The following is a 24,905-nucleotide window of genomic DNA, read 5'->3' as shown; positions in this document are numbered from 1 at the left end:
CCGGACCCATCCCGAACCCGGAAGCTAAGCCTGCCAGCGCCGATGATACTACCCAACACGGGTGGAAAAGTAGGACACCGCCGAACACAAATTAAAGCCCTTTGCCCCCCAATTCTATTGGGGGGCAAAGGCATTTCTGGACATCGCGCTATGGGTGGGATCAGTCGCGTCTCGTCTCGTATCGCAGCAGCACCGTGCCACAGGGGAAGGTGCGGTTCTCCAGTAGTCGCAGCGAAATCCACGACGGCAGTGCCGGTAAGAATGGGATGCCGCCGCCGACGGCGACGGGCGCGACCACGATTCGGTATTCGTCCACCAGTCCGGCTTGCACGATCGGTGCGGCCAACGTCGCGCCGGCCACCTCCAGCCTGCCGTCGGTTTCGGCTTTCAGCCGCGTCACCACTTCGACCGGGTCGCCGCGTTCCAGGCGGGTGTTCCAGTCGACGGACTCCAGCGTGCGCGAGAACACGACCTTGGGCATGTCGCGCCAGATGCGGGCGAAGTCAACGATCATAGGAGTGGCATCCGGGGCGTTGTCGGCAGTCGGCCAGTATGCGGACATCAGCTCGTAGAGCCGCCGCCCGTAGAACGACAGCGCGGTCTCCCGCTCGAAGTCATTCCAGTACTGATGCAGCTCTTCGCTCGGATCGGACCAGTCGATGTTGCCCTGCGCATCGGCGATGTATCCGTCCACCGACACATTGAAGCCATAGATGAGTTTGCCCATGCAGATCAGACTGCACTGGAGGGCGAAACTCATCGCGACGCCACGCGAGATACAGTGCAAATCCTCGTGAATGGCGCGGGTCAGACGGGCTGGCTTCCGGCTAGAACAAGGTCGGACTGGCAGCGTTCCGCGATTTCTCCATGTCGAGCAACGCTCGTTTCCGGTCCAATCCGCCGCCGTATCCGGTGAGGCTGCCATTGGATCCGATCACACGATGGCACGGCACGATGATGCCGATCGGGTTGTGGCCGTTGGCCAGTCCGACCGCGCGAAAGGCGCCGGGTGACCCGATCTGCTTGGCGATCTCGCCGTACGACCGGGTCTCGCCGTAAGGGATCGTCAGCAGGGCCGCCCACACCCGGCGCTGAAACTCGGTGCCGACGAGGTCGAGGCTCAGGTCGAAATCCGTTCTCTCCTTTGCGAAGTAAGCCTGCAGCTGCTCGACGGCGTCGGAAAACGCACTGTCGTCGGTCTCCCAGCCGTCGCGACTTGGCTCATAGGTCTGGTCGACCATCCGCAGATGCCTCAAGCGTCCGTCCTTGCCGGCCAGGGTGAGCAGGCCGACCGGACTGTTCATCGTACGGAATTGCAACGCTTCCATCACTTCTCCTTCGGCGGCCACTCGTTGACCGCATGATCCAACGCTGTCCAAAGGTGCTGGGTGGCATACGACCGCCACGGACGCCATCGCATGCTGTGCTCGGTCAGCGGCCGCGGCTCGGCGGGTATGCCCAGTTGCTCTGCCGCGATACGAACTCCGAGATCGCTGGCGGGGAATGCATCCGGGTCGCCAAGCCCCCGCATTGCGATGACCTCTGCGGTCCACGGTCCGATGCCAGGTAATTCCAGCAGCCGCGCACGCGCACGGTCCCAGTCGCATCCGGCATCGAGCACGACATCCCGTTCGGCCAGCGCCTTGATCAGCGTGGTCAGCGTCCGCTGGCGGGACTTCGGAAAGGCCAGATGCGCCGGATCGATATCGGCGAGGTCCTCGACCGCGGGGAACACATGGGTGAGTCCGCCATCGACATCGGCGACGGGCTGACCGTAGGCGGCTGCGATGCGGGCGGCGTGGGTGCGTGCGGCCTTGATCGAAACCTGTTGTCCGAGCACGACTCGCAGCGCCAATTCCTGCTCGTCGACGGTCCGCGGTATGCGCTGTCCCGGCGCCTTGGCGACCAAAATGCTGAGGTCCGGATCGGCGCTGAGCGCGTCGACGACCGCCTCCGGATCCGCGTCCAGGTCGAGTAGACGACGGCACCGGGCGATCGCCGCAGCGAGATCCCGGAAGTCGTCAAGCATGATCTCGCACTGCACATGATCGGGTTGTGGGGTGAGACTGACGATCCCGTTGCCGTTGGACAGCCTGAGCGTCCGCCGGTAGCTGCCCGTACGCACCTCCTCGACGCCCGGCACCGCACTGGCGGCCAAGTGGCCAAACAACCCTTCGTATGCGAACGGCATACGGACCGGCAGCCGCAGTGATAACGCGCCGGTCGCGCCGTCCCCGCGACTGAACCGCGAACGTGCCCGATGACGCAGCGCGGTCGGAGTCAGGTCACACACGGCTCGCACCGTGTCGTTGAACTGGCGGATGCTGGAGAACCCCGCGGCGAATGCGACATCGCTGAACGGCAGTTCGGTGGTCTCGATGAGAACGCGAGCGGTCTGCGTGCGCTGCGCTCGAGCCAGCGCCAGCGGATTCGCCCCGACCTCAGCTTGTAGCAGCCGTTCGAGCTGACGCGTGGTGTATCCGACGCGAGCGGCAAGGCCGGTCACGCCCTCACGGTCGACCGTGCCGTCGGCGATGAGCCGCATTGCTCGTGCTACCACGTCGCCACGCACGTTCCACTCCGGTGATCCGGGTGACGCGTCCGGCCGGCAGCGCTTGCAGGCGCGAAAGCCGGCCTTTTGCGCGGCGGCCGCAGTGGGGTAGAAGCGCATATTGCGGGCATAAGGCGGACGGACCGGGCAGCTGGGCCTGCAATAGATCTTCGTGGTGAGCACTGCCGTGACGAACCAGCCGTCAAACCGCGCGTCCTTGGATTGGACGGCCCGGTAGCAGCGGTCGAAATCGTCGTGCACAACTCAAACAATTACACGTAGGCACCGACATCACTGGCGGAAAACCGACATCGTCGTCGGTCGCCGATTTCAGGGGACTAACGATCTCGTCAACGATCGGCATCGTTGCTCGCATGGCCGAGGAGATCGTGCTCTGGTGGATGGGGTGATGTCGACTCGCGGGCTGACCGCCCTCCGCTTGGCCGCCGCCGCGGCTGCGTGCTTAACGCTGGCCATCTTCGGGTTGGGGTCGGCCACCGCGGCGCCCACCGCAGACGATCACGGCTACGTCGACTCGACCGCGCGGTGCACCTCTCCGAGTCAGGCCGTCGTCTTCGGCAGTACCGCAACGTCTCGCGTCGCGATCTGTGAGTCCGACGGCGAGTACCAGTACCGCGGAGTGCGCTTGAGCGACGGCGCCAAGTTGATCGTCCCCGCCACTCAGTCCACTGAGGGCTACACCGCTGAGAACGACGGCATCACATACTGGGTCACCGAAGAATCCTTGGTCGTCAGCGCGGGCAGGGAGATTATCCGCGACGAGACGATGGTCGACTTCCACACTCCGCAGCAGTCCGGCGTCGGCGCATCACCAGCGCCGGCTGAGACTTCCACGCCGACAACGCCGTTGCCGCCGCCGCTGCCCGCCGAAGTCGGCGGCGGCGATAGCTGACCGACTATCGGCGCAAGGCACCGCTGAGGTATTCGGCACGGCATGCGCGGCGGGCCACCTTGCCGCTCGTGGTGCGCGGAATGGCGCCCGCGGGTACGAATCGAACGTCGGCAACGGCGAGTCCGTGGGTGTGTGCGACGGCGGCGCTGATCACCTCGGCCGCGGCATCAGGATCCGCGCCGCGGGTACCTGACGCGCGCTCTGCGACGATGACGAGGCCGGCGTCGGTGGAGAACGCGGCGAGGTATCCCCGACGCACGATAGTCGACGCGTTCTGTGCGGTCGTCTCGATGTCTCGCGGGTAGTGCTGCAGCCCGTCGACGACAATCACGTCCGCACGCCTGCCGGTGACGTACAACTCGCCGTCGAGGTAGACCCCGAGATCTCCTGTGCGCAACCATGTCCTATCAGCCGGCACACCGTCGGCGTGGCTCCGTGACGGAAGTCGTGACCGTAGCGTGGCATCGAACGTCAGCCCGGACGCCTCGAGCTGTCCCCAGTACCGCCGGGCGGTGTTGTCTCCGTGCAACCAGATCTCGCCGACCCGGCCGTCGGCCAGTTCGGTGCGCGCGTCGGGGTCGACGATGATCGCCCACTGGCTGCGTGCGATCTGACCACACGACACGTGTGCGACCGCGTTGTCCGCATCCGCCGGGACACGAAGCGCGTCACCTGCGGCCAGCCGGCCTCGATCGAGATACGCGACCGTGGCACAGGCGGACGGGGCGATGGTCGACACGAATAGCGTGGCTTCAGCGATTCCGTACGACGGTTTGATCGCCGTGACAGGCAAACCGAATGGCGCGAACGCATCGTTGAACGCCGTGATGGCGTCGTTGCTGACCGGTTCGGAGCCGATGATCATCACGACGTTGCCGAGGTCGACATCCTCGTCGGGCCCGGGCACGCCGCGTTGCGCGGTGTACTCGTAGGCGAAGTTCGGCGCTGCGGTGACCACACGTCCCTCGCGCGACCCATCCGACAGCGCTCGGATCCAACGTTGTGGACGGCGAATGAACGCCGTCGGTGACATCAGCGTCGAGTGGCCGCCGTACACCGCGGGGAAGCCGATCATCGACAACCCCATGTCGTGGTATAGCGGTAACCAGCTGACGCCGTGGGTGTTTCGGTCGAGCAGGTCGATGGACAGGATCATTTGCAGCAGATTCGTCCCGACCGCGCGGTGCGTGATTTCGATACCGACCGGCGGCCGCGTCGAACCGGAGGTGTACTGCAGATGCGACACGTCATCCAGACCGAGGTCGACCGGAGCGAACGTCTCGGCGGCAGAGTCGGGTATGTCGTCGACGACGATCACCGGCATCGTCTGCGCGGGCGCGAGACCCGCAAGGAACGCGCGCACGGCACCGGCCGCGGCGGCGGTCGTCAGGACGGCCGCGGGCCGCGCGTCCGTCAGCGCCGTATCTAGACGTTCGGCGTGCCCCTGGAGTTCGGGGGCGAACAGCGGCACCGCGATCGTTCCCGCCTTGACCGCTGCAAAGAAAGCCGCGACGTAGTCGAGGCCCTGGGGCGCCAGGATCGCGACGCGATCACCACGCGACGCGACGTGTTGGACATGCGCACCGATGGCCGTCATCCGGCGGCCGAGTTGGTTCCAGGTCAGTTCAATTGGCTGCCCGTCGGCCGAACCGGCGAAGTCCAGGAAGCGGTAGGCGACCGTGTCACCGACGTTCGCGATATTGCGGTCGATGAGCGATATCAGCGTCGTGCCGGGCGGCAGGACGATGCCGCCGTCGGCGTCGAGGCAGTCCTCGATCTTGAGCAAGCCCTCCGGGGCGATCGACCCGTGCACGCCCTCAATACTAATTACTGTGACGCCTGGTATCACTTACCGATTGCACGATGTGACGAACAGCGCAGCTCCGACAGTCAGACCGGCAGCGCGAGGCGGGTGGGTTCGTCGTGCCCCCGCAACGTCACTGAATCGCCGAGCTTCCAGTGCGCACGCTCGTCCTCGTCGGCATTCGACACTGCATCCGAGGACGCCAGGAGGTGGCCCGGCGAGTCTTTCGCCATTTCACAGAGCCGGGCGGCCTCGTTGACCGGTTCGCCGATCACGGTGTACTCAAAGCGCTCGTTGGCACCCACGTTGCCCGCGACTGCCTCGCCGGCCGCGATGCCGATGCCCGCGTCGCATTCGGGTGCCTCGTCGCGGATACGTCGGGCGATGGCGCGACCGGCGGCCAGTGCCTCGCCCTCCGGGTTGTCGAGGTGGTTAGGCGCGCCGAACACAGCGAGTGCCGCGTCGCCTTCGAATTTGTTGACGAAACCGTGGTGGCGATCGACTTCGTCGACGATGACCGCGAAGAACCGGTTCAGCAGGTCGACAACCTCGGTCGCCGGCCTACCGGTCACCAACTGGGTCGACCCGATGATGTCTACGAAGATCACCGCGACGTGACGCTCCTCGCCGCCCAGCTTCGGCCGCTGTTGCTCCGCCGCCGCGGCCACCTCACGGCCGACGTGGCGACCGAACAGATCCCGGACACGTTCTCGCTCACGCAATCCCGCGACCATCGAGTTGAAGCCGCGCTGCAGCTGGCCGAGTTCGGTGCCGTCGAACACCACCAGATTCGTGTCGAGGTCACCTCGCTCCACGCGGGTGAGGGCGGAGCGCACCACCCGCACCGGAGTAACGGTGAGCCACGACACGATATACATCAGAATCGCGCCGAAGACCAACGCGAACGCCGCGAGAATCATGACGGCAACGGTGAATTGGGTCGGTGTCACGTTCTGTTGGATCAAGGTGATCGCGGCGGCGAGAAAGATTCCGAGCACCGGTACGCCGGACCCCAGAACCCAGACCAGCATCGTGCGGCCCATGATGCCCTCGGCGAGACGGCGCGGCGGCCTGCCCGCTTCCAGCGCCTGCGCAGCGACCGGCCGCAGCGCGAACTCGGTGAAGAGATAGCAGCTTGCTGAGACGACGATGCCGGGAAAACTGATGCCCAACAACCACTTCGGGATGAAATCGGTGTCGACCCTTCCGTACAGCGTCGTGAGGACGATGGTGCCGATGCCCCACAGGATCAGCAGCACGCGAGTGAGCCGCCACGGTGCGAAGAACGTGTTGCGCTGGTCCTCGCGAGTGGGTGGTCGCTCCTCGATGGCCCAGCGCACATTGTTCATCACGCGGGTGGTCGCCCAGAACACGCCGACGATCAGTGCGGTCGCGACGTAGATGGGCACCGCTATGAAGGTGATCGGTCGGGCGGCGGGATCGAACACGTTGGGGGTCGGGAAGGCGACCGTGACGACCAGGGTTGCCACTCCGATGCCGATGAGATTCGCGATGACGATGAACACCGTGAGGATGATCTGAATGCGAACGCGTCGCCGGCGTTGGCTTTCGGACACCCGGCCAAGGACCCATGAGCCGTATTCGGGCGTCGCAGCCACGCGGCTGCTCTGGCTTGTGACCCGCTCCAGCACTCGACCCAGTCGCTTCGCCACGCTCTTGTCAGCCGTCATCGTGGCTAAAGCCTAGGTTGCCGTCCGGCCCCTTAAGGTGGTTCGGGTGCGTCTTGTCATCGCCCAGTGCACCGTCGACTACGTCGGGCGCCTGACCGCTCATCTGCCGTCGGCCCGCCGCCTGCTCCTCATCAAGGCCGACGGTTCGGTGAGTGTCCACGCCGACGATCGCGCCTACAAGCCGCTGAACTGGATGAGTCCGCCCTGCTGGCTCATCGAGGAGCCCGACGGGCCCGCGCCGGTGTGGGTGGTCGAGAACAAGGCGGGGGAGCAGCTGCGTATCACGGTCGAGGCCATCGAGCACGACTCCAGCCACGAACTCGGTGTCGACCCAGGATTGGTGAAGGACGGTGTCGAAGCGCATCTGCAAGAGCTCCTGGCCGAGCACGTCGAGCTGCTCGGCGCAGGCTACTCGTTGGTCCGACGCGAATACATGACGGCGATCGGACCGGTGGACCTGCTGTGCCGCGACGAGAACGGCGGATCGGTCGCCGTCGAGATCAAACGGCGCGGCGAGATCGACGGCGTCGAACAACTCACTCGCTACCTCGACCTCCTGAACCGAGACACCGTGCTAGCACCCGTCGCGGGCGTCTTTGCCGCCCAGCAGATCAAACCCCAGGCTCGCACGCTGGCGACTGACCGCGGGATCCGTTGCGTGACATTGGACTACGACCAGATGCGTGGCATGGACAGCGACGAGTTCCGGCTGTTCTGAGCACCCGTGCCTCGGCGCCGTCCATCGCCGCGCAAGCAACGCGCTGTGCCGCCGCTACCTCAGAGCAGGCGGATCGAACTCGGACCAGACGGATATGAGTACGAAGTGCGTCCGGTTGCCGCCGCGCGTGCGACGAAGACCTACCGCTGCCCCGGATGCGATCACGAAATACGGACTGGCATTGCACATGTACTCGTTTGGCCGGCCGGCCGTGGCGAGGATGCGTCAGAGGACCGGCGGCACTGGCACACGCCGTGCTGGACGCACCGAGCGACCCGGGGTCCTACTCGAAAATGGTCGTGACGGCCTAGAGCGCGATGTCAGTGATCAGCAGCGGGCTCGACGAGCTCGATCAGAACACCGCCGGCATCCTTGGGGTGGATGAAGTTGATCCGCGAATTGGCGGTGCCGCGACGAGGCTCGTCGTAGAGCAGACGCACACCCTCGGCGCGGAGCCGGTCGCTGAGCGCGTTGATATCGCTTGTGCGATATGCCAGCTGCTGCAGGCCGGGGCCGCGCTTGTCGAGGAATTTGGCGATCGTCGAGGTTTCATCCAGCGGCGCCATCAACTGGATCTGCGCGCTGCCGACGGGTGCGCCGCGCACCGACAGCATCGCCTCGCGGACGCCTTGGTCCTCGTTGATCTCTTCGTGCAGCACGATCATGCCGAGGCGGTCGTGGTACCACTTGATGGCGGCGTCGAGGTCGGGGACCGCGATGCCGACGTGATCGATAGCCGTCACGAGGGCGCTCGCGAGCGCCGGACGTGCGTCTACGTGTTCAGTGGTCATCACGTAACGGTAACCTTGAGACAGATGTTTGCGGAATGTGTCATGTGCCACATCTACGAATACCCAGTTCCTGGAGGTAATAAATGACGACGTCGGTGATCGTTGCTGGAGCGCGCACTCCGGTCGGCAAACTCATGGGATCGCTGAAGGATTTTTCCGGCAGCGACCTGGGCGGCATTGCGATCGCAGGAGCGCTGGAAAAAGCAAAGGTCCCGGCCTCGGCCGTTGACTACGTCATCATGGGGCAGGTGCTCACCGCCGGTGCCGGGCAAATGCCCGCGAGGCAGGCTGCCGTCGCCGCCGGCATCGGCTGGGACGTACCTTCGCTGACCATCAACAAGATGTGCCTGTCCGGGATCGACGCCATTGCGCTGGCTGATCAGCTGATTCGCGCGGGCGAGTTCGAGGTGGTGGTCGCCGGCGGCCAGGAATCGATGACCAAGGCGCCGCACCTGCTGATGGACAGCCGCGCCGGCTACAAGTACGGCGATGTCACCGTGCTCGACCACATGGCGTACGACGGGCTTCACGATGTCTTCACCGACCAGCCGATGGGCGCGCTGACCGAGCAACGCAACGACACCGACCAGTTCACCAGGGCCGAGCAGGACGAGTTCGCCGCACGGTCGCATCAAAAGGCCGCTGCGGCATGGAAAGACGGTGTTTTCGCCGACGAGGTCATACCGGTGAAGATCCCCCAGCGCAAGGGTGACCCGATCGAGTTCACCGAGGACGAGGGCATCCGCGCGAACACAACCGCGGAGTCGCTGTCCGGCCTCAAGCCCGCCTTCCGCAAGGACGGCACCATCACCGCCGGGTCGGCGTCGCAGATCTCCGACGGTGCTGCCGCGGTGGTTGTGATGAGCAAGGAGAAGGCCCAGGAGATGGGGCTGACCTGGCTGTGCGAGATCGGCGCTCATGGCGTGGTCGCGGGCCCGGATTCCACGCTGCAATCCCAGCCGGCCAACGCCATCAAGAAAGCAATTGCCCGCGAGGGTATTTCGGTCGAGCAGCTGGATGTCATCGAGATCAACGAGGCGTTCTCCGCGGTGGGGCTTGCGTCGATGAAGGAGCTGGGCGTCGACCCGGAGAAGGTCAACGTGAACGGCGGCGCGATCGCTATCGGGCATCCGATCGGGATGTCGGGCGCCCGCATCACCCTGCACGCCGCTCTTGAGCTGGCACGACGCGGTTCCGGCTATGCCGTCGCCGCGCTGTGCGGGGCCGGGGGGCAGGGCGACGCTTTGGTGCTGCGCGCGGGGTAGACGTCTACGACACCGCGGCGAGCCGCGCCTACGACACCGCGTAGTAATCCGCTCGATCTTCGGGCACAATGGCGGCCATGACAGGCGCTTTTGATCTTCGGTCCATTGCTGGGTGGTTTCGACTGGTTGCTCTGCTCGAGGCCGTCAGTTGGGTCGGTCTGCTGGTCGGCATGTATTTCAAGTACCTGGCCAGCTCACCGACCGAGATCGGCGTCAAGATCTTCGGCATGGCCCACGGACTGATCTTCGTCGGCTTCGTCGTGGCGGCGCTGCTCGCCGGAATCGCCTTCAAGTGGTCGTTCGGGACGTGGTTGCTGGCGCTGATCGCGAGCATCGTGCCACTTGGCAGTGTGATTTTCCTCATATGGGCTGATCGGACCGGCAAAATGGGTGTCGCGGCACCGGCCGCAGCGATCATGCAACCGGGGCAGCCGGTTCCCGAAACGACGTGACAAACTTGTGGGCGTGACTCGTCCACGTCCCGTCGCAGCCTCCATGGCAGGCGCGATCGACCTATCGGCGCTCAAACAGCCGGCTAACGCCGCCGCAGGTGGCGGCGCGGCCGCCCCGTCCGGTGGTGTGGAGGTCACCGAGGCCAATCTGGAAGCCGAGGTCCTGCTTCGATCCAGTCAGGTTCCCGTCGTGGTCCTGCTGTGGTCACCGCGCAGCGACGCCAGCGTCCAGTTGGGCGACGTGCTGGCCAATCTGGCCGCCGCCGACGGAGGCAAGTGGGCCCTGGCGACGGTGAACGTCGACGTCGTCCCGCGAGTAGCGCAAATGTTCGGTGTTCAAGCCATCCCGACCGTCGTGGCGTTGGGCGGGGGACAACCGCTCTCGAGCTTCCAGGGCATGCAGCCGCCGGAGCAGTTGCGCGGATGGATCGACTCGCTGCTGAACGCAACGGCGGGAAAGCTGAGCGGCGCAGCCAGCAGCGAGGATCCCGAACAGGTCGATCCCGAACTGGCCGAGGCGCGTGCGCATCTGGACGCGGGTGACTTCGATGCCGCGCGCGCCGCGTATCAGGCGATCCTCGATGCCAAGCCCAATGACCCCGAGGCCAAGGGTGCGGTCCGTCAGATCGCGTTCCTGCAGCGCGCCTCGGCGCATCGTCCCGACGCCTTGGTCGCAGCCGATGCCGCACCGGACGACATCGACGTCGTCTTCGCCGCAGCCGACGTGGAAATTCTGCAGCAGAACGTCGCCGCGGCGTTCGACCGGCTGATCGCGCTGTTCAAGCGCAAGACCGACGACGACCGCACCACGGTGCGAACTCGGCTGATCGAGCTGTTCGACCTCTTCGATCCGGCCGATCCCGAGGTGATCGCGGGTCGGCGCAAGCTGGCCAACGCGTTGTACTGAGGCTCGCTAGGTCTGCAACACCGCCTAGGCGGGCTCGAACCACAGCGCGGCCAGCGGTGGCAGCACCATGACCGCTGATGCCGGGCGCCCGTGCCACGGCTCGTCGGTCGCCTCGACTGCACCGTAATTGCCGATCCCCGCCCCGTTGTAGATGTCGGCGTCCGAATTGAGCACCTCTCGCCACGTGCCCGCGTGCGGAAGGCCGAGCCGGTAACGAGAGTGCTCGGAGCCGGAGAAGTTGAACACGCACGCCAGCATCGAACCGTCGTCACCGAACCGCATGAAACTCAGTACGTTGTTGGCCGAGTCGTTGGCATCGATCCACGAGTAGCCCTCGGGCTTGGTGTCCTGCGACCACAGGGCTCGACTGCCTCGGTAGACGCCGTTCATGTCGTGGACGAACCGCTGTATGCCGGTGGAGAAGCTGTTCTCGTCAAGCTGATACCAGTCGACACCGCGCTCCTCGGACCACTCAGCGCGCTGGCCGATCTCCTGACCCATGAACAGTAGTTGCTTTCCGGGGTGGGCCCATTGATAGGCCAGCAGGCCGCGTAACCCGGCGGCTTTGGTGTGGTCGTCGCCTGGCATGCGCCCCCACAGTGTGCCCTTACCGTGCACCACCTCGTCGTGGCTGATCGGCAACACGAAGTTCTCGCTGAACGCGTAGATCATCGAGAACGTGATTTCGCCATGGTGATAGCTACGGTGGATGGGGTCGCGCTTGATGAACTCCAGGGTGTCGTTCATCCAACCCATGTTCCACTTCATCGAGAAGCCAAGGCCGCCAAGGTTGGTCGGACGCGTCACGCCGGGCCACGAGGTGGACTCCTCGGCGACGGTGACGACGCCGGGTGCCAGTTTGTGCACCGTGGCGTTCATCTCCTGCAGGAACTGCACGGCCTCGAGGTTCTCGCGGCCGCCGTAGACGTTCGGAGTCCATCCACCTTCGGGTCGCGAGTAGTCCAAGTAGAGCATCGATGCGACGGCGTCCACGCGCAAGCCGTCGATGTGATACTCCTGCAGCCAGTACAACGCGTTGGCGACCAGGAAGTTTCGGACCTCGGCGCGACCGAAGTCGAAAACATAGGTGCCCCAGTCGAGTTGTTCGCCGCGTCGTGGGTCGGAATGCTCATACAGTGCGGTGCCATCGAAGCGGCCCAACGCCCATGCGTCCTTGGGGAAGTGCGCGGGCACCCAGTCCATGATCACGCCGATACCGGCCTGGTGCAGCGTGTCCACCACATGGCGGAACTCGTCGGGCGAGCCCAGTCGAGACGTCGGCGCGTAGTACGACGTCACCTGGTAGCCCCACGAGCCGCCGAACGGATGCTCGGCGACCGGCATCAACTCGACGTGTGTAAAGCCGTTGGAAACCACGTATTCGGTTAACTCCGTGGCCAATTCGCGGTAGCTCAATCCAGGCCGCCAGGACATCAGGTGCACCTCGTAGGTGCTCATCGGCTCGAAGACCGGATTCTGGCCGGCCCGCTGGGCCATCCACTCCTGATCCTCCCAGGTGTATTCGCTCCTGGTGACCTTCGACGCCGTCTGCGGCGGAACCTCGGTGGCGAACGCCATCGGGTCGGCGCGGTCACTCACCGACCCGTCGGCGCCGTGCACCCGGAACTTGTACAGCTCGCCGATCTCCAGACCGGGCCAGAACAGTTCCCACACACCCGTCGAACCGAGGACCCGCAGCTGAGCCTCGTTGCCATCCCAGTGGTTGAATTCACCGATAAGGCTGACGCCCTTCGCATTCGGCGCCCACACCGCGAAGGACACGCCGTCGACGACGCCGTCCGGGGTGGTGAAACTACGGGGATGGGCGCCCAGGATCTCCCACAGCCGCTCGTGGCGCCCCTCGGCGAAGAGGTGCAGGTCGATCTCGCCCAGCGTCGGCAGGAACCGGTAGGCGTCGGCGGTCGTGTGCACGTTCCCGTCGCCTGACCCATAGCTGACCTCGAGACGGTAGTCCACCAGATTGGTCATCGGCAAAGCGACCGCGAACACTCCACCCTCGATGTGCTCGAACGGATATCGCTCACCACCGACGAGGGCAACCACTTCAACCGCATGCGGCCGGTAGGCGCGGATGACCGTATGGTCGTCGTATTCGTGCGCACCCAGAACCGAGTGCGGGTCGTGGTGTTCGCCTGCGAGCAGGCGGTTCAGATCGGCCGTGTGCGGCCGCAGATGCGGGCTTGTGCGTTGGTTGGTCTGCGTCATCTCGTCACTCCCTACGCAGCAGATTCAGTCGTTGTTCGGTCGGCACCTGTGGCATGTTCAGCACATGCGCCACGGCGTTGGCCGGGTCGAGGCGAACGTAATTGGCTTGCCCCCACTGGAATTCATTGCCGGTGATCTCGTCACGTACCCAGAAACGGTCATAGGGTTCCATCCCCAATGCGCCCATGTCGAGCCAGAGCGTCGCCTCTTCGGGGCCGAACGGGTTGAGCGTCACCACCACCAGCACCTGGTCGCCCGTCGCTGGATCGAACTTGCTGTAAGCCAACAACGCGTCGTTGTCGACGTGGTGGAACTTGATGGTGCGCAGCTGGTGCAGCGCGGGGTGTACGCGGCGAATCTCGTTGAGCCGCGTGAGGAAAGGCTCCAGCGACTCACCGTCTGCCAGGGCCGCCTCGAAATCTCGCGGCCTCAACTCGTACTTCTCGGAATTGAGGTACTCCTCGCTGCCTTCGCGGACCGGCCGGTGCTCGTAGAGCTCATATCCCGAGTACACGCCCCACGTCGAGCTCATCGTCGCGGCCAGCACCGCCCGGATTGCGAACATGCCGGGGCCGCCGTGCTGAAGGCTCTCGTGGAGGATATCCGGCGTGTTGACAAACAGATTCGGACGCGCGTAGTCGGCGTGCTCGGCGATCTGCTGGCCGAACTCGGTGAGCTCCCACTTCGCCGTACGCCAGGTGAAGTACGTATAGGACTGCGTGTACCCGAGCTTGGCCAGCCCGTAGAGTCGCGCCGGTCGGGTGAAAGCCTCGGCCAAGAACAGTACGTCGGGTTCGTCGCTCTTGACCTTGCCGATCAGCCACGCCCAGAAATCAGGCGGCTTGGTGTGCGGGTTGTCCACCCGAAACACCTTGATTCCGTGCGATACCCAGAATTCGACCACCCGTAGCACTTCTGCGTAGATCCCGGCAGGGTCGTTGTCAAAATTGATCGGGTAGATGTCCTGGTACTTCTTCGGCGGGTTCTCGGCATACGCGATGGTGCCGTCGGGCAGCACCGTGAACCACTCCGGGTGGTCTTTCGCCCACGGGTGATCGGGTGCGCACTGCAGCGCCAGGTCCAATGCCACTTCCATGCCGTGATCGCGTGTGGCAGAAACGAACTCGTCGAAGTCTTCGATTGTGCCCAATTTGGGATGGACCGCGTCGTGGCCACCCTGTTCGCTGCCGATCGCCCAGGGAGAACCCACGTCGCCGGGGGCAGCGGCAACCGAGTTGTTGCGCCCCTTGCGATGGACTTTGCCGATCGGATGGATCGGCGGAAGATAGACCACATCGAAGCCCATTGCGGCGACGCGCGGGAGCGCTTTGGTGGCTGTCGCGAAGGTCCCGTGTTGGGGCTTACCCTTCTTGTCCCAGCCGCCGGTGGATCGAGGAAAAAACTCGTACCAGGAACTGAACCGTGCCAGCGGACGGTCCACCCAGACGCCGTATTGCTCTCCGCGCGTGACCAATTCACGCAGCGGATGCTCGGTGAGTAACTGCGTCACGTCTTCTGAGAGCGCGACGCCGGCCCTGGCGAACGGATCGCCGGGCTTTCGCAGCGCCTCTGCCGCCTCGATAATCGGGTCCCGCAGCTTGCGCGGTACACCGGTGGAGGCACGTTCGAGCAACCGTGCGCCGACCAACAGGTCGTTGGAAAGCTCCTCCTCGCCCTGGCCCGCGTCCAGCTTGGCGATGACGGCTTTGCGCCACGTCGCGATGGGGTCGCTCCACGCGTCCACCCGGTAGGTCCAGAGCCCGACGCTGTCGGGGGTGAACTGGCCGTGAAAAACATCCGGTGTGGTGCCCAGCGACATCGGCAGATGATGCCGTTTGATGCGCGCTGACGGCGTGACAACGGTCTCGATGGGAACCGGTTCTGCAGCCGCGGGCGCGACGCCGGCCGGCCCACTGACAAGCTGCGGGTAGGCCGAGCCGTGGTACCGGACGACAAGCGTCGCCGCAACGGCGTCATGACCCTCTCGCCACACTGTCGCGCTCACCGGCACGATCTCGCCTACGACCGCCTTTGCAGGGAAACGGCCGTTGGATATGACGGGGGCGACGTCATCGATCTCGATCCGACCGACCACTTCCTACCACTCCTTAACGCTGCGTTTACCGAGCTCATTCATCGCCTCGTTGCGCCTATACCCACCGTAATGCGGTGCCCAACCAAACGGAGGTGAAGCGGTGTGCCGACCAGGCCTGCGGCACGGCGAAATGTCAGTAATGTTGAGTCGCGTGATGTCGGAATGAAAGCTTTGAGAAGGTTCACCGTCCGCGCCCATCTTCCTGATCGCATGGCTGCGCTCGAACGGCTTTCGATCAACCTGCGGTGGTCATGGGACAAGCCGACCCAGGACTTGTTCGCGACGATCGATGAAGAGCTCTGGCAACAGGTCGGATGCGACCCGGTCGCATTGCTGGGACAGGTCAGTCCCAAGCGGCTCGACGGACTCGCCACGGATGAATCGTTCATCCGTCGGCTCGATGAACTCGCCGCCGAATTGGACGATTACCTTTCCCGGCCGCTGTGGTACCAACAGCAGCTCGAGCACGGCGCAGAGCTGCCCAACGGCATCGCGTACTTCTCCATGGAGTTCGGCGTCGCCGAAGTGTTGCCCAACTACTCCGGTGGCCTGGGTATTCTCGCCGGCGACCATTTGAAGTCCGCCTCGGACCTGGGCCTGCCGCTGATCGCGGTGGGGCTGCTGTACCGGTCGGGGTACTTCCGACAGTCCTTGACTGCCGATGGCTGGCAGCATGAAAGTTACCCGTCGCTGGATCCCCAGGGCCTCCCGCTGCGGCTGCTCACCGATTCCAACGACAGCCCGGTGCTCGTCGAGCTCGCGATGCCCGAGGGTAACGAGTTGCGCGCCCGTGTCTGGATCGCTCAAGTCGGCCGAATTCCGTTGCTGCTGTTGGATTCCGACATTCCGGAGAACGATCACGATTTGCGCGGGGTGACCGACCGGCTTTACGGCGGTGACCAGGAACACCGGATCAAGCAAGAGATCCTGGCCGGCATCGGCGGCGTGCGCGCGATCCGGGCGTTCATCGAGGTGGAGGGTCTGGCTTCGCCCGAGGTGTTCCACATGAACGAGGGACACGCAGGTTTCCTCGGCGTCGAACGGATCCGAGAGCTCATCGACGCCGGGCTGGATTTCGACACCGCGCTGACCGTGGTGCGCTCGTCGACGGTGTTCACCACGCATACGCCCGTCCCCGCCGGAATTGACCGGTTTCCGGTGGAAATGGTCATGAGGTATTTCGGCAGCCCACCCGGCGACCCGTCGGGAGCCGACTCGCGATTGCTGCCAGGCGTGTCGCTGGATCGCATCATCTGGTTCGGCGCCGAGGACGACCCGTCGAAGTTCAACATGGCGCACATGGGTCTACGGCTGGCCCAGCGCGCCAACGGAGTCTCGCTACTACACGGCAAGGTCAGCCGCGGCATGTTCAACGAGTTGTGGCCCGGCTTCGACCCCGGGGAGGTGCCGATCGGTTCGATCACCAACGGTGTGCACGCACCCACCTGGGCGGCGCCGGAATGGTTGGAGTTGGGCCGCGAACTCATCGCCAACGACGATCTTGGCATGCTGCGGGAGCCTGAGGTGTGGCAGCGGTTGCATCAGGTCGATCCGGGACACATGTGGTGGATCCGATCGCAACTGCGCGCGAAGCTGGTCGAGGACGTCCGCGCGCGGTTGCGGCGATCGTGGCTGGAGCGCGGTGCGTCGGAGGCCGAATTACGCTGGATTGCAACGGCGTTCGATCCCGATGTGCTGACCATCGGGTTCGCCCGGCGCGTCCCCACGTACAAGCGGTTGACTCTGATGCTGCGCGATCCGGAGCGGCTGGAGAAGCTGCTGCTCGACACGGATCGGCCGCTCCAGCTGATCGTCGCAGGTAAGTCGCATCCGGCCGACGATGGTGGAAAAGCGTTGATACAGCAGGTGGTGAAGTTCGCCGACCGGCCAGAGGTCCGACACCGGATCGCGTTCCTGCCCGACTACGACATGTCGATGGCGCGCCTTTTGTATTGGGGCTGCGACGTGTGGCTGAACAATCCGCTGCGGCCGCTGGAGGCCTGCGGTACGTCGGGTATGAAGAGTGCGCTCAACGGTGGACTGAACCTGTCGATCCGCGATGGTTGGTGGGACGAGTGGTACGACGGCGAAAACGGTTGGGAGATACCGACGGCCGACGGTCTGGCCGACGAGGGGCGCCGCGACGACCTCGAGGCCGCCGCACTGTACGACCTGATGGAGAGGTCCGTCGCCCCGAAGTTCTACGACCGCAACGAACACGGCATTCCCGAGCGATGGGTGGAGATGGTGCGCCACACGCTAATTGCGCTCGGGCCGAAGGTGTTGGCCTCGCGCATGGTGCGCGATTACACCGAGAAGTACTACGCGCCCGCTGCGCAATCGCTGCGCAAGACGGTTGAGGCCGGCGCGGACGGTGAACCGTTCGGTGCGGCCAGGGAATTGGCGACCTACCGAGAGCGCGCCGCCGAGGCGTGGCCGAAGATCCAGATCACCGACGTCGACAGTTACGGGCTTCCGGACACTCCGCTGCTGGGCTCCGAACTGACGCTCACTGCGACGGTGCACCTGGCGGACCTGACACCCGACGAGGTGTCCGTGCAGGCGGTCATCGGTCGCGTCGACGCCGGTGACACGCTGGTGGACCCGGTGACCGTACCGATGGAGCACACGGGCACCGCTGACGGTGGCAACGAGATCTTCACGACGACGGCACCGCTGCCGGTCGCGGGGCCGGTGGGGTACACGGTGCGTGTGTTGCCCCACCACGCGCTGCTGGCCGGCGACAACGAGCTCGGCCTCGTCACGCTCGCGTGACATCTGCCGTCAAGGTCGCCGTCGACGGCGGGCCCTACGCGCTGGCGGCCGGCCCGGACGGCGCGATGTGGGTGACGTTGGTCCACAGTGGTGCGATCGCGCGGGTATCGCCGGGTGGTGACGTCGAGGTCTTTCCCGTCGCGCCTGCGTGCCGCCCGTCGATCATTACCGCGGGCCCGGATGGAGCGCTGTGGTTCACCCGTCACGGCGACAACCGCATCGGGCGGATCAGCACGGCGGGGGAGCTAACCGATTTCGAGTTGAAGGAGGACAGCGCCCCCTACGGGATCACCGTCGGCCCCGACGGTGCGTTGTGGTTCACCGAGATGACGACGGGCGACGTCCGCCGAATCTCGGTCGATGGCGAGCTATCCGACCCGTATCAAGTCGGAGGCGCGCCGTCGATGATCGTCACCGGACCTGACAACGCGCTGTGGTTCACCCTCAACCAACGCAATGCCATCGGCCGGTTGTCGCTGTCGGGGGATTTGACCGTGCGCGAATTGCCCACTGCCGCAGCAGGTCCGGTCGGTATCACGGCGACGCACGACGACGCGATCTGGTTCACCGAAATCCTCGGCGAGCGGCTCGGCCGGATCCCGATGGACGAGGCGATCCAGGAGATCGACTTGCCGGGCAAACCGCATGCGGTGGTCGCTGATCCGGCCGACGGGGTGTGGGTGAGCCTGTGGGGCTCGAGTCAACTCGCCCGCGTGAGCGGTGACGGCGAGATCATCACGATCGATCTCCCGCCGGGCAGTGAGCCGCACGGTCTGGCGATCGGTCCCGAAGGTGCACTGTGGGTCGCGTTGGAAGCCGGGTTCGTGCTGCGAATGCCCTTCTAGCGGCGATCGTATGTTCGCCGAACGAACGATCTCGCCAACACCTGCTCGGCAGGCAGCGTGCTCGGGTTAGGGTCCGGGGTCAGAGCGTGAATTGTTGCGACGCCTGGGAAAGGGCACTGCTGTGACGGTTGGGGACGTGCTGCGACGCGGCACCACAGTGTTGGCCATCGGTGGATCGCTGAGTTGCGCGTCAATCGGAGTCGCCGCCGCCCAGCCCCAGCCCGGGCCGCAGCCCGTTGTGGTCGACGCAGCGGCGGCCCCGCTACCGCCGGAAGGCGCGCCACCACCACCGCCCGTCGACGAGGGGCGCGTCGAGTCGACACCGCCCGCGGTGACGGATACGCCAGACGGCTGGCAGCTCACGCTGTCCGCCAAGGACGAGACCCAGGCGCCCATTCCTCCGCTGACGACGGCGTTGTCGTCGCGTGAGTACGTCGTCGGCGGAACCTACATGGGCGAACTGAGAGGTCCGGACGAGGAGGAGCCCCCCGGCGGAACCTTGGAGGTCGGCTACGAGATCGGCTGCGGCATCGATATGAGCACGTCGAACGGTGTCTCGCTGACCGGCACAATGGGCCTCAACCCGTCGATCGGGCTGATAGGCATCGACGTCATCTCACCGGGGATCGACGGCATCCTGCCCGGGCTGGGAGGAAATATCGGTGGCGGCATCACCGTCGGACTCAAGCCCGGCCTGATCAACATCATCCCGGTGACGAAGAAGGAGTACACGGGCGCCGACCCTTGGGTGATGGTCAGCAAGTTCCGCGTCAAGATCGACGGCTGCGTGGGTGAGTCGTTCATTCGCTCGTACGCGTTCCTGACCAGATCGACGCAGGAGTCTGAGGCTGTGCTGGCCTGGTACGGCGTAACGAAAAAGATCTAGCAGATCTAGTCGAACCGCTTGAAGCATCGCTCCTGATCGCCGAGCACGCCAACGCGGAATGCGTCGATCCGTGAGAAGCCCGACGGCACCGACTCACCGTTGACATCGCTGGCGGCCAGTCCGTTGGTGAGGATTCCCGACACCGCCTCATCCACGTCGCCGGCGGTCAGAACGATGGTGTTCCCGTCGGGTGTGCTGGTTTCCTTCGAGAGCCTGGCGGTGGCCACACCGGTCAAACACGCCGTGCGCAGCGCGGCCTCGGCGTTGTCGAGCGTTATGCCTCCATGCTCGTGCTGGACGGATTGCATGTAGCGCGACATCAACACGGAATAGGCGGCGTTGTCGCCCTTCGCGTGGGTGACTTCCTCGTCGATCTCGCTCGGAGATCCCATCTCCGCGAGCTCGGGCAGATCGACTGCAATCGTGTTGGTCGCTGGGCAGAACGACACCGGGGGGCTCGGTCGCGCGTCGGAACATTCGGCGGCGTCGAACGTCAGCTGTGGTGGACTTTCAGGGCTGAACAAGGTGTTCATCGCTCCGATGATGTCCTGCACTGACTTTTCGGTGATGGGTAACTCACCCGTGTGATCCTCGGGGAGTAACACGGGAAGGTCGCCGCGACGCTGTTCGATCTCCTGCATGTCGATCGATGCGCAGGCGGCCGCCCCATCGGTGAATCCCAGCTGGAATGCCGATACCCGTTCAAAGGCCGAACCGTGCTCGTTGTAGCCGACGTCAGGGTCGTTTTCGCTCAACACTGGATCGCGGGACGCGATGACCGCTGCCAGCACGTTGTTGAGGCCGTCGCCGGTGGACACGGTGAAACGCGGCGAATTGCCCTCGGCCACCCATCGCACGTAGGCCCCCTCGAAGCAGTCCGCCTGTTGTTCGCCCACCAGGGTCGGTGTGTCGTCGTCGACCAAACCGGCCTGGTCTTGGATGGCATGGCCGTATTCGTGTCCGAGCACATCCAGCACGCTCACGTCGCCGAAGTCCTCCATGAGTGCGGGCAGGAATTCGCCGCGGTCCCACCCGATGTTCCTGTCGGGGAAGCAGTAGCCGGCATTGACGATTCCCAATGTGCTGTCACCGCAGAACTCAGTGTCGTCAAAACCATTGGCGTCCCAGGAGATCAAATCCCTGACGGGCCGAAATTCACCACCGAAAGGCTCGCTGTAGGCGCCTTCCCAGAATTCCTCGATGTCGCTGATCGCTTGGCGGGCCAGTTCATCGATAGCGCCGTCGTCGGTGCCCTCGACGTCGCGCGTGGGCTCCGGAGCACTTGACCGCAGACCGCTCGGTCCGTCGGTGGCAGGCATCCCCGCCACGCTGAATGGGTCGTCGAAAACCGACACGGCGTTGCCCTGCAGTGTCGTGCTGCACGACGTGATGAGCACGGCTGAGGACACCGCGACCACGGCGCCCACCAGCCGACGTCGACTCATGGACGAAGAATAGTCATGAAGCCGCCCCACGCAGACGTTCGAGCGCCTGGCGGACCCGGGTGGAGTCGGTGGTCGCCCAGAACGGTGGCAGCGAAGCCCGCAGGAACCCGCTGTAGCGGGCGGTGGCCATCCGCGAATCCAGCACCGCGACCACCCCTCGATCGTCGACGCGCCGCAGGAGCCGGCCCGCGCCCTGAGCCAGCAAGAGTGCCGCGTGGCTGGCGGCGACGGCCATGAAACCGTTGCCGCCGCGGGAAGCGATCGCGCGCTGGCGGGCGGTCAGCAGCGGGTCGTCGGGACGGGGGAACGGAATGCGGTCGATGAGCACGAGCGACAGCGACGGGCCGGGGACGTCGACGCCCTGCCATAACGACAGTGTCCCGAACAGCGACGTCTCCGCATCGTCGGCGAACCGCTTCACCAAGGCTGACGTGGTGTCCTCGCCCTGACACAGGACAGGGGTGTCGAGGCGATCCCGCATGATCTCCGCGGCGGCCTTGGCCGCGCGCATCGAGGAGAACAGTCCGAGGGTGCGGCCGCCCGCAGCGGTGATGAGTGCGGCGATCTCGTCGAGTTGCTCGGCCGAGCCGGTGCCGTCGCGACCCGGCGGCGGAAGGTGGGCGGCCACGTAGAGGATGCCCGACTTCGCGTGCTCGAACGGTGATCCGACGTCGATGCCGCGCCATCGGAGCCGCTCGGTCGGCGACGTTTCGCCTCGGACCTTGTCGTCGTCACCGGCCAGCCCCCACGCCGACGCCATGGCATCGAACCTGCCACCGATGGTCAGCGTGGCAGAGGTGAGGACGGCCGTAGCCTGCTCGAACAGCCTGGTGCGCAACAGACCTGACACCGACAGCGGGGCGACGCGCAGGACCACACGGGTATTGCCGCGGTTCTCTTCGCGGTCCACCCATACGACGTCGGTGCGGTCCGGGATGGCGGGCACGAACGAGTCCAGGATGCGCGAAGCGGTGTCGCCCATGTCGGTCAGCGCGGTGACGGCCTCGGCACGCGCTGACGCAGCCTTCGGGTCGCTCGGACTGGTGTCGATTGCCGACCGAACCCGGTGCGCGGCGTCGCGCAGCGCCGTCAGGTATGTGGCCAGTTCGTCGTCGAGCGTGTCGATCCGCCCCGGAGTGGCGTCATGGATGACCGACGACAGCGTGGCCGTCACGGCTTCCAACCGTTGCGCGAGTTCCTGGTCGACCAACCGAGCAGAACGTCGGTGCGCGACGCTCATCGACGTCGCCGAGAGTTCGCCGGTGGCCACACCGGTGACCCGGTCGACGAGTTCGTGTGCTTCGTCCACCACGAGGAGGTGGTGCTCGGGGAGTACTGCTGCGTCCGATACGGCGTCGATGGCCAGCAGCGCGTGATTGGTGACGACGACATCGGCGTGGCCTGCCTTGTCGCGGGCTTTCTCCGCAAAGCAGTCGGTGCCGAACGGGCAGCGGGACACACCGATGCACTCCCGGGCCGAAACGCTGACCTGCGACCACGACCGGTCCGGCACACCCGGTGTCAGCTCGTCGCGATCACCTGTCTCGGTGTCCGACGACCACGCGATCAACCGCTGCACGTCGCGTCCGAGAGCGGATGCCGCGACCGGCTCGAACAGCTCTTCTTGCGATTGCTCATCCGGCTCGGTCGTCGATCCGTTGTGAATCTTGTTGAGACACAGGTAGTTTCCACGGCCCTTCAGCAGCGCGAACTCGGGGGTGCGTGGCAGTGCGCCGGTCAGCGATTCGGCAAGCCGGGGGAGATCCCGGTCGACGAGCTGGCGCTGCAACGCGATGGTCGCCGTCGATATGACGACCGGCTCCTCGGTCTCGACCGCCCGTGCGATCGCAGGCACCAGGTATGCCAGTGATTTCCCGGTTCCCGTGCCGGCCTGCACCGCGAGGTGTTCACCGCTTTCGAAAGCGCGAGCCACCGCCTCGGCCATCTCGATCTGGCCGGCGCGTTCCGCACCGCCGAGCGCAGTGACCGCCGTGGCCAGCAGTTCGGTGACGTTTTCGATCTCGCCCGTGGTTGCTCCTAGTGACTCGCGGGGGAGATCATGCGGGTGGTGATGGCGGGTTCGCCGCGGGAGAGTTTCAGCCCGGCCCAGGGCAAGCTCAGCAGGCCCTCTTTGACGCGTTCGCGCGCGGTCGCGAGATCGAAGTTGGCCACCGGTTCGCCGTCACGCATGAAGTCGACCGTAAGGGTGCGCCCCGACTCGCCCTCGGGTGGCTGCCCGTAGGGATGGACGATCTCCTCGAGGATGGTGCCGGTGGATTTGCACGTCCGTACCGCTTGTTTGCGCCCGCCGTGAGACTCCTTGTGGCTGCTCCGTTTCTCCACGGGCAGGCCGTCGACCTCGACCAGCTTGTAGACCATGCTGGCGGTCGGCGCCCCCGACCCGGTGACCACGGAGGTGCCGACGCCATAGATGTCCACCGGTTCGACGCGTAGTGCCGCAATGGCGTACTCGTCGAGATCGCCGGACACCACGATTCGGGTGTTACGGGCGCCAAGCCCGTCGAGCTGCGCTCGGACCTGCCGCGCGAGCACCCCGAGATCGCCCGAGTCGATGCGAACCGCGCCGAGGTCCGGGCCCGCCACCTCGACCGCGTTCGCCACTCCCTGCGTGATGTCGTAGGTGTCGACGAGCAGCGTGGTGCCGACGCCGAGCGCGTCAACCTGGGCTTTGAACGCCGCCTTCTCCCATTCGGATGTTCTTCGCGCAAGCGGCTCATCACCCAGGTCCACTGGCTCAACGGTGTGCAGCAGCGTGAATGCGTGCGCACTCGTGCCCAGTGCGGGCACTCCGTAGGTGCGCTGTGCCTCCAGGTTCGACGTGCCGGTGAAGCCCGCGATGTAGGCGGCGCGCGCGGATGCGACCGCGGCCATCTCGTGGGTTCGCCGCGAGCCCATCTCGATCATCGTGCGGCCTTCGGCGGCGCTGACCATCCGGGCGGCCGCCGAGGCGATTGCGGTGTCGTGATTGAAAATCGACAGGGCCAGGGTCTCCAGGACGACACATTCGGCGAATGTGCCGTGGACGGACAACACGGGGGAGCCGGGGAAGTACAGCTCACCCTCGACGTAGCCGTCCACGTCGCCGCGGAATCGGTAGTCGGCGAGGTAGGCCAGTGTCTCGCGATCGCAGAAATCCGAAAGTGCGGATAGTTCAGATTCGCCGAACGTGAACTGCGCCAACGCTTCCACGAACCGGGCCGTTCCGGCGACCACGCCGTAGCGACGGCCTTCGGGAAGCCGGCGGGCGAATACCTCGAAACTCGTCTTCCGGTGCGCGGTTCCGTCACGCAGGGCGGCCGCGAGCATCGTCAACTCGTACTTGTCGGTGAGTAACGCCGTAGACGCCGGGACCACACCGCAACCGTATCGGCTCCCGGGCGGCTGGCCTCCGCATAATCCGTCGAACAGGCGTGTTGCGGGCTGCGACGCGACAATCTGGTCGATCCTCGCACCCGGATCGCAGTCCACTGAAGAAGCCAAGCATCCGGCGAACGCCTGACGTGAATGTCTGGCTATCCTT

20 protein-coding genes are annotated in these 24,905 nt (G+C 65.3%); 9 read left to right on the top strand and 11 right to left on the bottom strand.

The genetic code is table 11. The annotated features are described in order from the left end of the window. Positions 1 to 160: 160 nt before the first annotated feature. The 3 genes from ACIA48_RS28875 to ACIA48_RS28865 form a co-directional block, all read right to left on the bottom strand. Positions 161 to 727 (bottom strand): dihydrofolate reductase family protein, encoded by a 567-nt coding sequence (locus ACIA48_RS28875; protein WP_396739489.1) that lies wholly within the window; start codon positions 725 to 727, stop codon positions 161 to 163. Positions 728 to 827: 100 nt separating this feature from the next. Further along, on the bottom strand, positions 828 to 1,328 hold the full coding sequence (locus ACIA48_RS28870; protein WP_396739487.1) for a methylated-DNA--[protein]-cysteine S-methyltransferase: 501 nt from the start codon (positions 1,326 to 1,328) through the stop codon (positions 828 to 830). Next, the gene (locus ACIA48_RS28865) at positions 1,328 to 2,812 is read right to left on the bottom strand and encodes an AlkA N-terminal domain-containing protein (RefSeq protein ID WP_396739485.1); all 1,485 of its coding nucleotides are present in this window, start codon (positions 2,810 to 2,812) and stop codon (positions 1,328 to 1,330) included. Before ACIA48_RS28865 ends, ACIA48_RS28870 begins: the two co-directional genes overlap by 1 nt. 148 nt (positions 2,813 to 2,960) lie before the next feature. Here ACIA48_RS28865 and ACIA48_RS28860 point away from each other — a divergent pair, with 148 nt between their 5' ends. After that, positions 2,961 to 3,464 carry a hypothetical protein gene (locus ACIA48_RS28860; protein WP_396739484.1) on the top strand — a complete coding sequence of 168 codons (504 nt, stop codon included), beginning with the start codon at positions 2,961 to 2,963 and terminating at the stop codon, positions 3,462 to 3,464. 4 nt (positions 3,465 to 3,468) lie between these two features. Here the strand turns inward: ACIA48_RS28860 and ACIA48_RS28855 are convergent, their stop codons facing one another. Together ACIA48_RS28855 and ACIA48_RS28850 are read right to left on the bottom strand one after the other, a co-directional pair. Then, the gene (locus ACIA48_RS28855; RefSeq protein ID WP_396739482.1) at positions 3,469 to 5,277 is read right to left on the bottom strand and encodes a fatty acyl-AMP ligase; all 1,809 of its coding nucleotides are present in this window, start codon (positions 5,275 to 5,277) and stop codon (positions 3,469 to 3,471) included. Positions 5,278 to 5,354: 77 nt separating this feature from the next. Continuing rightward, positions 5,355 to 6,959, bottom strand: a complete 1,605-nt coding sequence (locus ACIA48_RS28850) for an adenylate/guanylate cyclase domain-containing protein (RefSeq protein ID WP_396739480.1) — start codon at positions 6,957 to 6,959, stop codon at positions 5,355 to 5,357. A gap of 46 nt (positions 6,960 to 7,005) precedes the next feature. Between ACIA48_RS28850 and nucS the strand changes: the two genes are divergently transcribed. Together nucS and ACIA48_RS28840 are read left to right on the top strand one after the other, a co-directional pair. Further along, positions 7,006 to 7,677 (top strand): endonuclease NucS, encoded by a 672-nt coding sequence (gene nucS, locus ACIA48_RS28845; RefSeq protein ID WP_396739478.1) that lies wholly within the window; start codon positions 7,006 to 7,008, stop codon positions 7,675 to 7,677. 6 nt (positions 7,678 to 7,683) lie between these two features. After that, positions 7,684 to 7,980: a hypothetical protein gene (locus tag ACIA48_RS28840; RefSeq protein ID WP_396739476.1), complete on the top strand. Its 297-nt coding sequence runs from the start codon at positions 7,684 to 7,686 to the stop codon at positions 7,978 to 7,980. Between the two features lie 17 nt (positions 7,981 to 7,997). Here ACIA48_RS28840 and mce read toward each other — a convergent pair whose 3' ends face one another. Next, entirely contained in the window at positions 7,998 to 8,468 is a 471-nt protein-coding gene (gene mce, locus ACIA48_RS28835; RefSeq protein WP_396739474.1) for a methylmalonyl-CoA epimerase, read from the bottom strand. Between the two features lie 83 nt (positions 8,469 to 8,551). Here mce and ACIA48_RS28830 point away from each other — a divergent pair, with 83 nt between their 5' ends. The 3 genes from ACIA48_RS28830 to ACIA48_RS28820 all read left to right on the top strand — a co-directional run bounded on the left by ACIA48_RS28830 (position 8,552) and on the right by ACIA48_RS28820 (position 11,092). After that, entirely contained in the window at positions 8,552 to 9,733 is a 1,182-nt protein-coding gene (locus ACIA48_RS28830) for an acetyl-CoA C-acetyltransferase (protein ID WP_396739473.1), read from the top strand. Positions 9,734 to 9,801: 68 nt separating this feature from the next. After that, entirely contained in the window at positions 9,802 to 10,185 is a 384-nt protein-coding gene (locus tag ACIA48_RS28825) for a DUF3817 domain-containing protein (protein WP_396739471.1), read from the top strand. A gap of 13 nt (positions 10,186 to 10,198) precedes the next feature. Beyond that, entirely contained in the window at positions 10,199 to 11,092 is an 894-nt protein-coding gene (locus tag ACIA48_RS28820) for a co-chaperone YbbN (RefSeq protein WP_396739469.1), read from the top strand. A 24-nt stretch (positions 11,093 to 11,116) separates the two neighbouring features. Here ACIA48_RS28820 and glgB read toward each other — a convergent pair whose 3' ends face one another. Together glgB and ACIA48_RS28810 are read right to left on the bottom strand one after the other, a co-directional pair. After that, complete coding sequence (glgB, locus tag ACIA48_RS28815; RefSeq protein WP_396739467.1) at positions 11,117 to 13,318, bottom strand: 1,4-alpha-glucan branching protein GlgB; 2,202 nt, start codon at positions 13,316 to 13,318, stop codon at positions 11,117 to 11,119. 4 nt (positions 13,319 to 13,322) lie between these two features. Further along, on the bottom strand, positions 13,323 to 15,413 hold the full coding sequence (locus ACIA48_RS28810; protein ID WP_396739465.1) for an alpha-1,4-glucan--maltose-1-phosphate maltosyltransferase: 2,091 nt from the start codon (positions 15,411 to 15,413) through the stop codon (positions 13,323 to 13,325). Between the two features lie 162 nt (positions 15,414 to 15,575). On the opposite strand from ACIA48_RS28810, the gene ACIA48_RS28805 reads away from it, so the two are divergent. From ACIA48_RS28805 to ACIA48_RS28795, 3 genes are all read left to right on the top strand, one after another. Next, positions 15,576 to 18,188, top strand: coding sequence for a glycosyltransferase family 1 protein (locus ACIA48_RS28805; RefSeq protein ID WP_396739464.1), 2,613 nt, complete (start codon positions 15,576 to 15,578; stop codon positions 18,186 to 18,188). A 65-nt stretch (positions 18,189 to 18,253) separates the two neighbouring features. Then, positions 18,254 to 19,033 (top strand): virginiamycin B lyase, encoded by a 780-nt coding sequence (locus tag ACIA48_RS28800; RefSeq protein ID WP_396739544.1) that lies wholly within the window; start codon positions 18,254 to 18,256, stop codon positions 19,031 to 19,033. A 121-nt stretch (positions 19,034 to 19,154) separates the two neighbouring features. Then, the gene (locus ACIA48_RS28795; RefSeq protein WP_396739463.1) at positions 19,155 to 19,919 is read left to right on the top strand and encodes an MspA family porin; all 765 of its coding nucleotides are present in this window, start codon (positions 19,155 to 19,157) and stop codon (positions 19,917 to 19,919) included. Positions 19,920 to 19,924: 5 nt separating this feature from the next. On the opposite strand, the gene ACIA48_RS28790 is transcribed toward ACIA48_RS28795, so the two are convergent. The 3 genes from ACIA48_RS28790 to ACIA48_RS28780 are packed head-to-tail and all read right to left on the bottom strand — an operon-like array spanning position 19,925 to position 24,739. Further along, positions 19,925 to 21,364: a peptidase gene (locus ACIA48_RS28790; RefSeq protein ID WP_396739462.1), complete on the bottom strand. Its 1,440-nt coding sequence runs from the start codon at positions 21,362 to 21,364 to the stop codon at positions 19,925 to 19,927. Between the two features lie 13 nt (positions 21,365 to 21,377). Continuing rightward, entirely contained in the window at positions 21,378 to 23,384 is a 2,007-nt protein-coding gene (locus ACIA48_RS28785; RefSeq protein ID WP_396739542.1) for an ATP-dependent DNA helicase, read from the bottom strand. 17 nt (positions 23,385 to 23,401) lie between these two features. After that, the gene (locus ACIA48_RS28780; RefSeq protein ID WP_396739461.1) at positions 23,402 to 24,739 is read right to left on the bottom strand and encodes a nicotinate phosphoribosyltransferase; all 1,338 of its coding nucleotides are present in this window, start codon (positions 24,737 to 24,739) and stop codon (positions 23,402 to 23,404) included. Positions 24,740 to 24,905: the final 166 nt, after the last annotated feature.

This window comes from Mycobacterium sp. NPDC051804 (genome assembly GCF_044452905.1).
In the GTDB taxonomy this organism is placed as follows: domain Bacteria; phylum Actinomycetota; class Actinomycetes; order Mycobacteriales; family Mycobacteriaceae; genus Mycobacterium.
The sequence above is the reverse complement of the archived record's forward strand: the minus strand, read 5'-3'. Positions and strand labels throughout refer to the sequence as shown.

Excerpts from the sequence above, each read along its gene's own strand:
- ACIA48_RS28870 (WP_396739487.1), bottom strand. The coding sequence starts at position 1,328 with ATGGAAGCGTTGCAATTCCGTACGATGAACAGTCCGGTCGGCCTGCTC.
- ACIA48_RS28850 (WP_396739480.1), bottom strand. The coding sequence starts at position 6,959 with ATGACGGCTGACAAGAGCGTGGCGAAGCGACTGGGTCGAGTGCTGGAG.
- ACIA48_RS28830 (WP_396739473.1), top strand. The coding sequence starts at position 8,552 with ATGACGACGTCGGTGATCGTTGCTGGAGCGCGCACTCCGGTCGGCAAA.
- glgB (WP_396739467.1), bottom strand. The coding sequence starts at position 13,318 with ATGACGCAGACCAACCAACGCACAAGCCCGCATCTGCGGCCGCACACG.
- ACIA48_RS28800 (WP_396739544.1), top strand. The coding sequence starts at position 18,254 with ATGTGGGTGACGTTGGTCCACAGTGGTGCGATCGCGCGGGTATCGCCG.
- ACIA48_RS28790 (WP_396739462.1), bottom strand. The coding sequence starts at position 21,364 with ATGAGTCGACGTCGGCTGGTGGGCGCCGTGGTCGCGGTGTCCTCAGCC.
- ACIA48_RS28860 (WP_396739484.1), top strand. The coding sequence starts at position 2,961 with ATGTCGACTCGCGGGCTGACCGCCCTCCGCTTGGCCGCCGCCGCGGCT.
- ACIA48_RS28875 (WP_396739489.1), bottom strand. The coding sequence starts at position 727 with ATGGGCAAACTCATCTATGGCTTCAATGTGTCGGTGGACGGATACATC.
- mce (WP_396739474.1), bottom strand. The coding sequence starts at position 8,468 with ATGACCACTGAACACGTAGACGCACGTCCGGCGCTCGCGAGCGCCCTC.
- ACIA48_RS28825 (WP_396739471.1), top strand. The coding sequence starts at position 9,802 with ATGGCGGCCATGACAGGCGCTTTTGATCTTCGGTCCATTGCTGGGTGG.
- ACIA48_RS28805 (WP_396739464.1), top strand. The coding sequence starts at position 15,576 with ATGAAAGCTTTGAGAAGGTTCACCGTCCGCGCCCATCTTCCTGATCGC.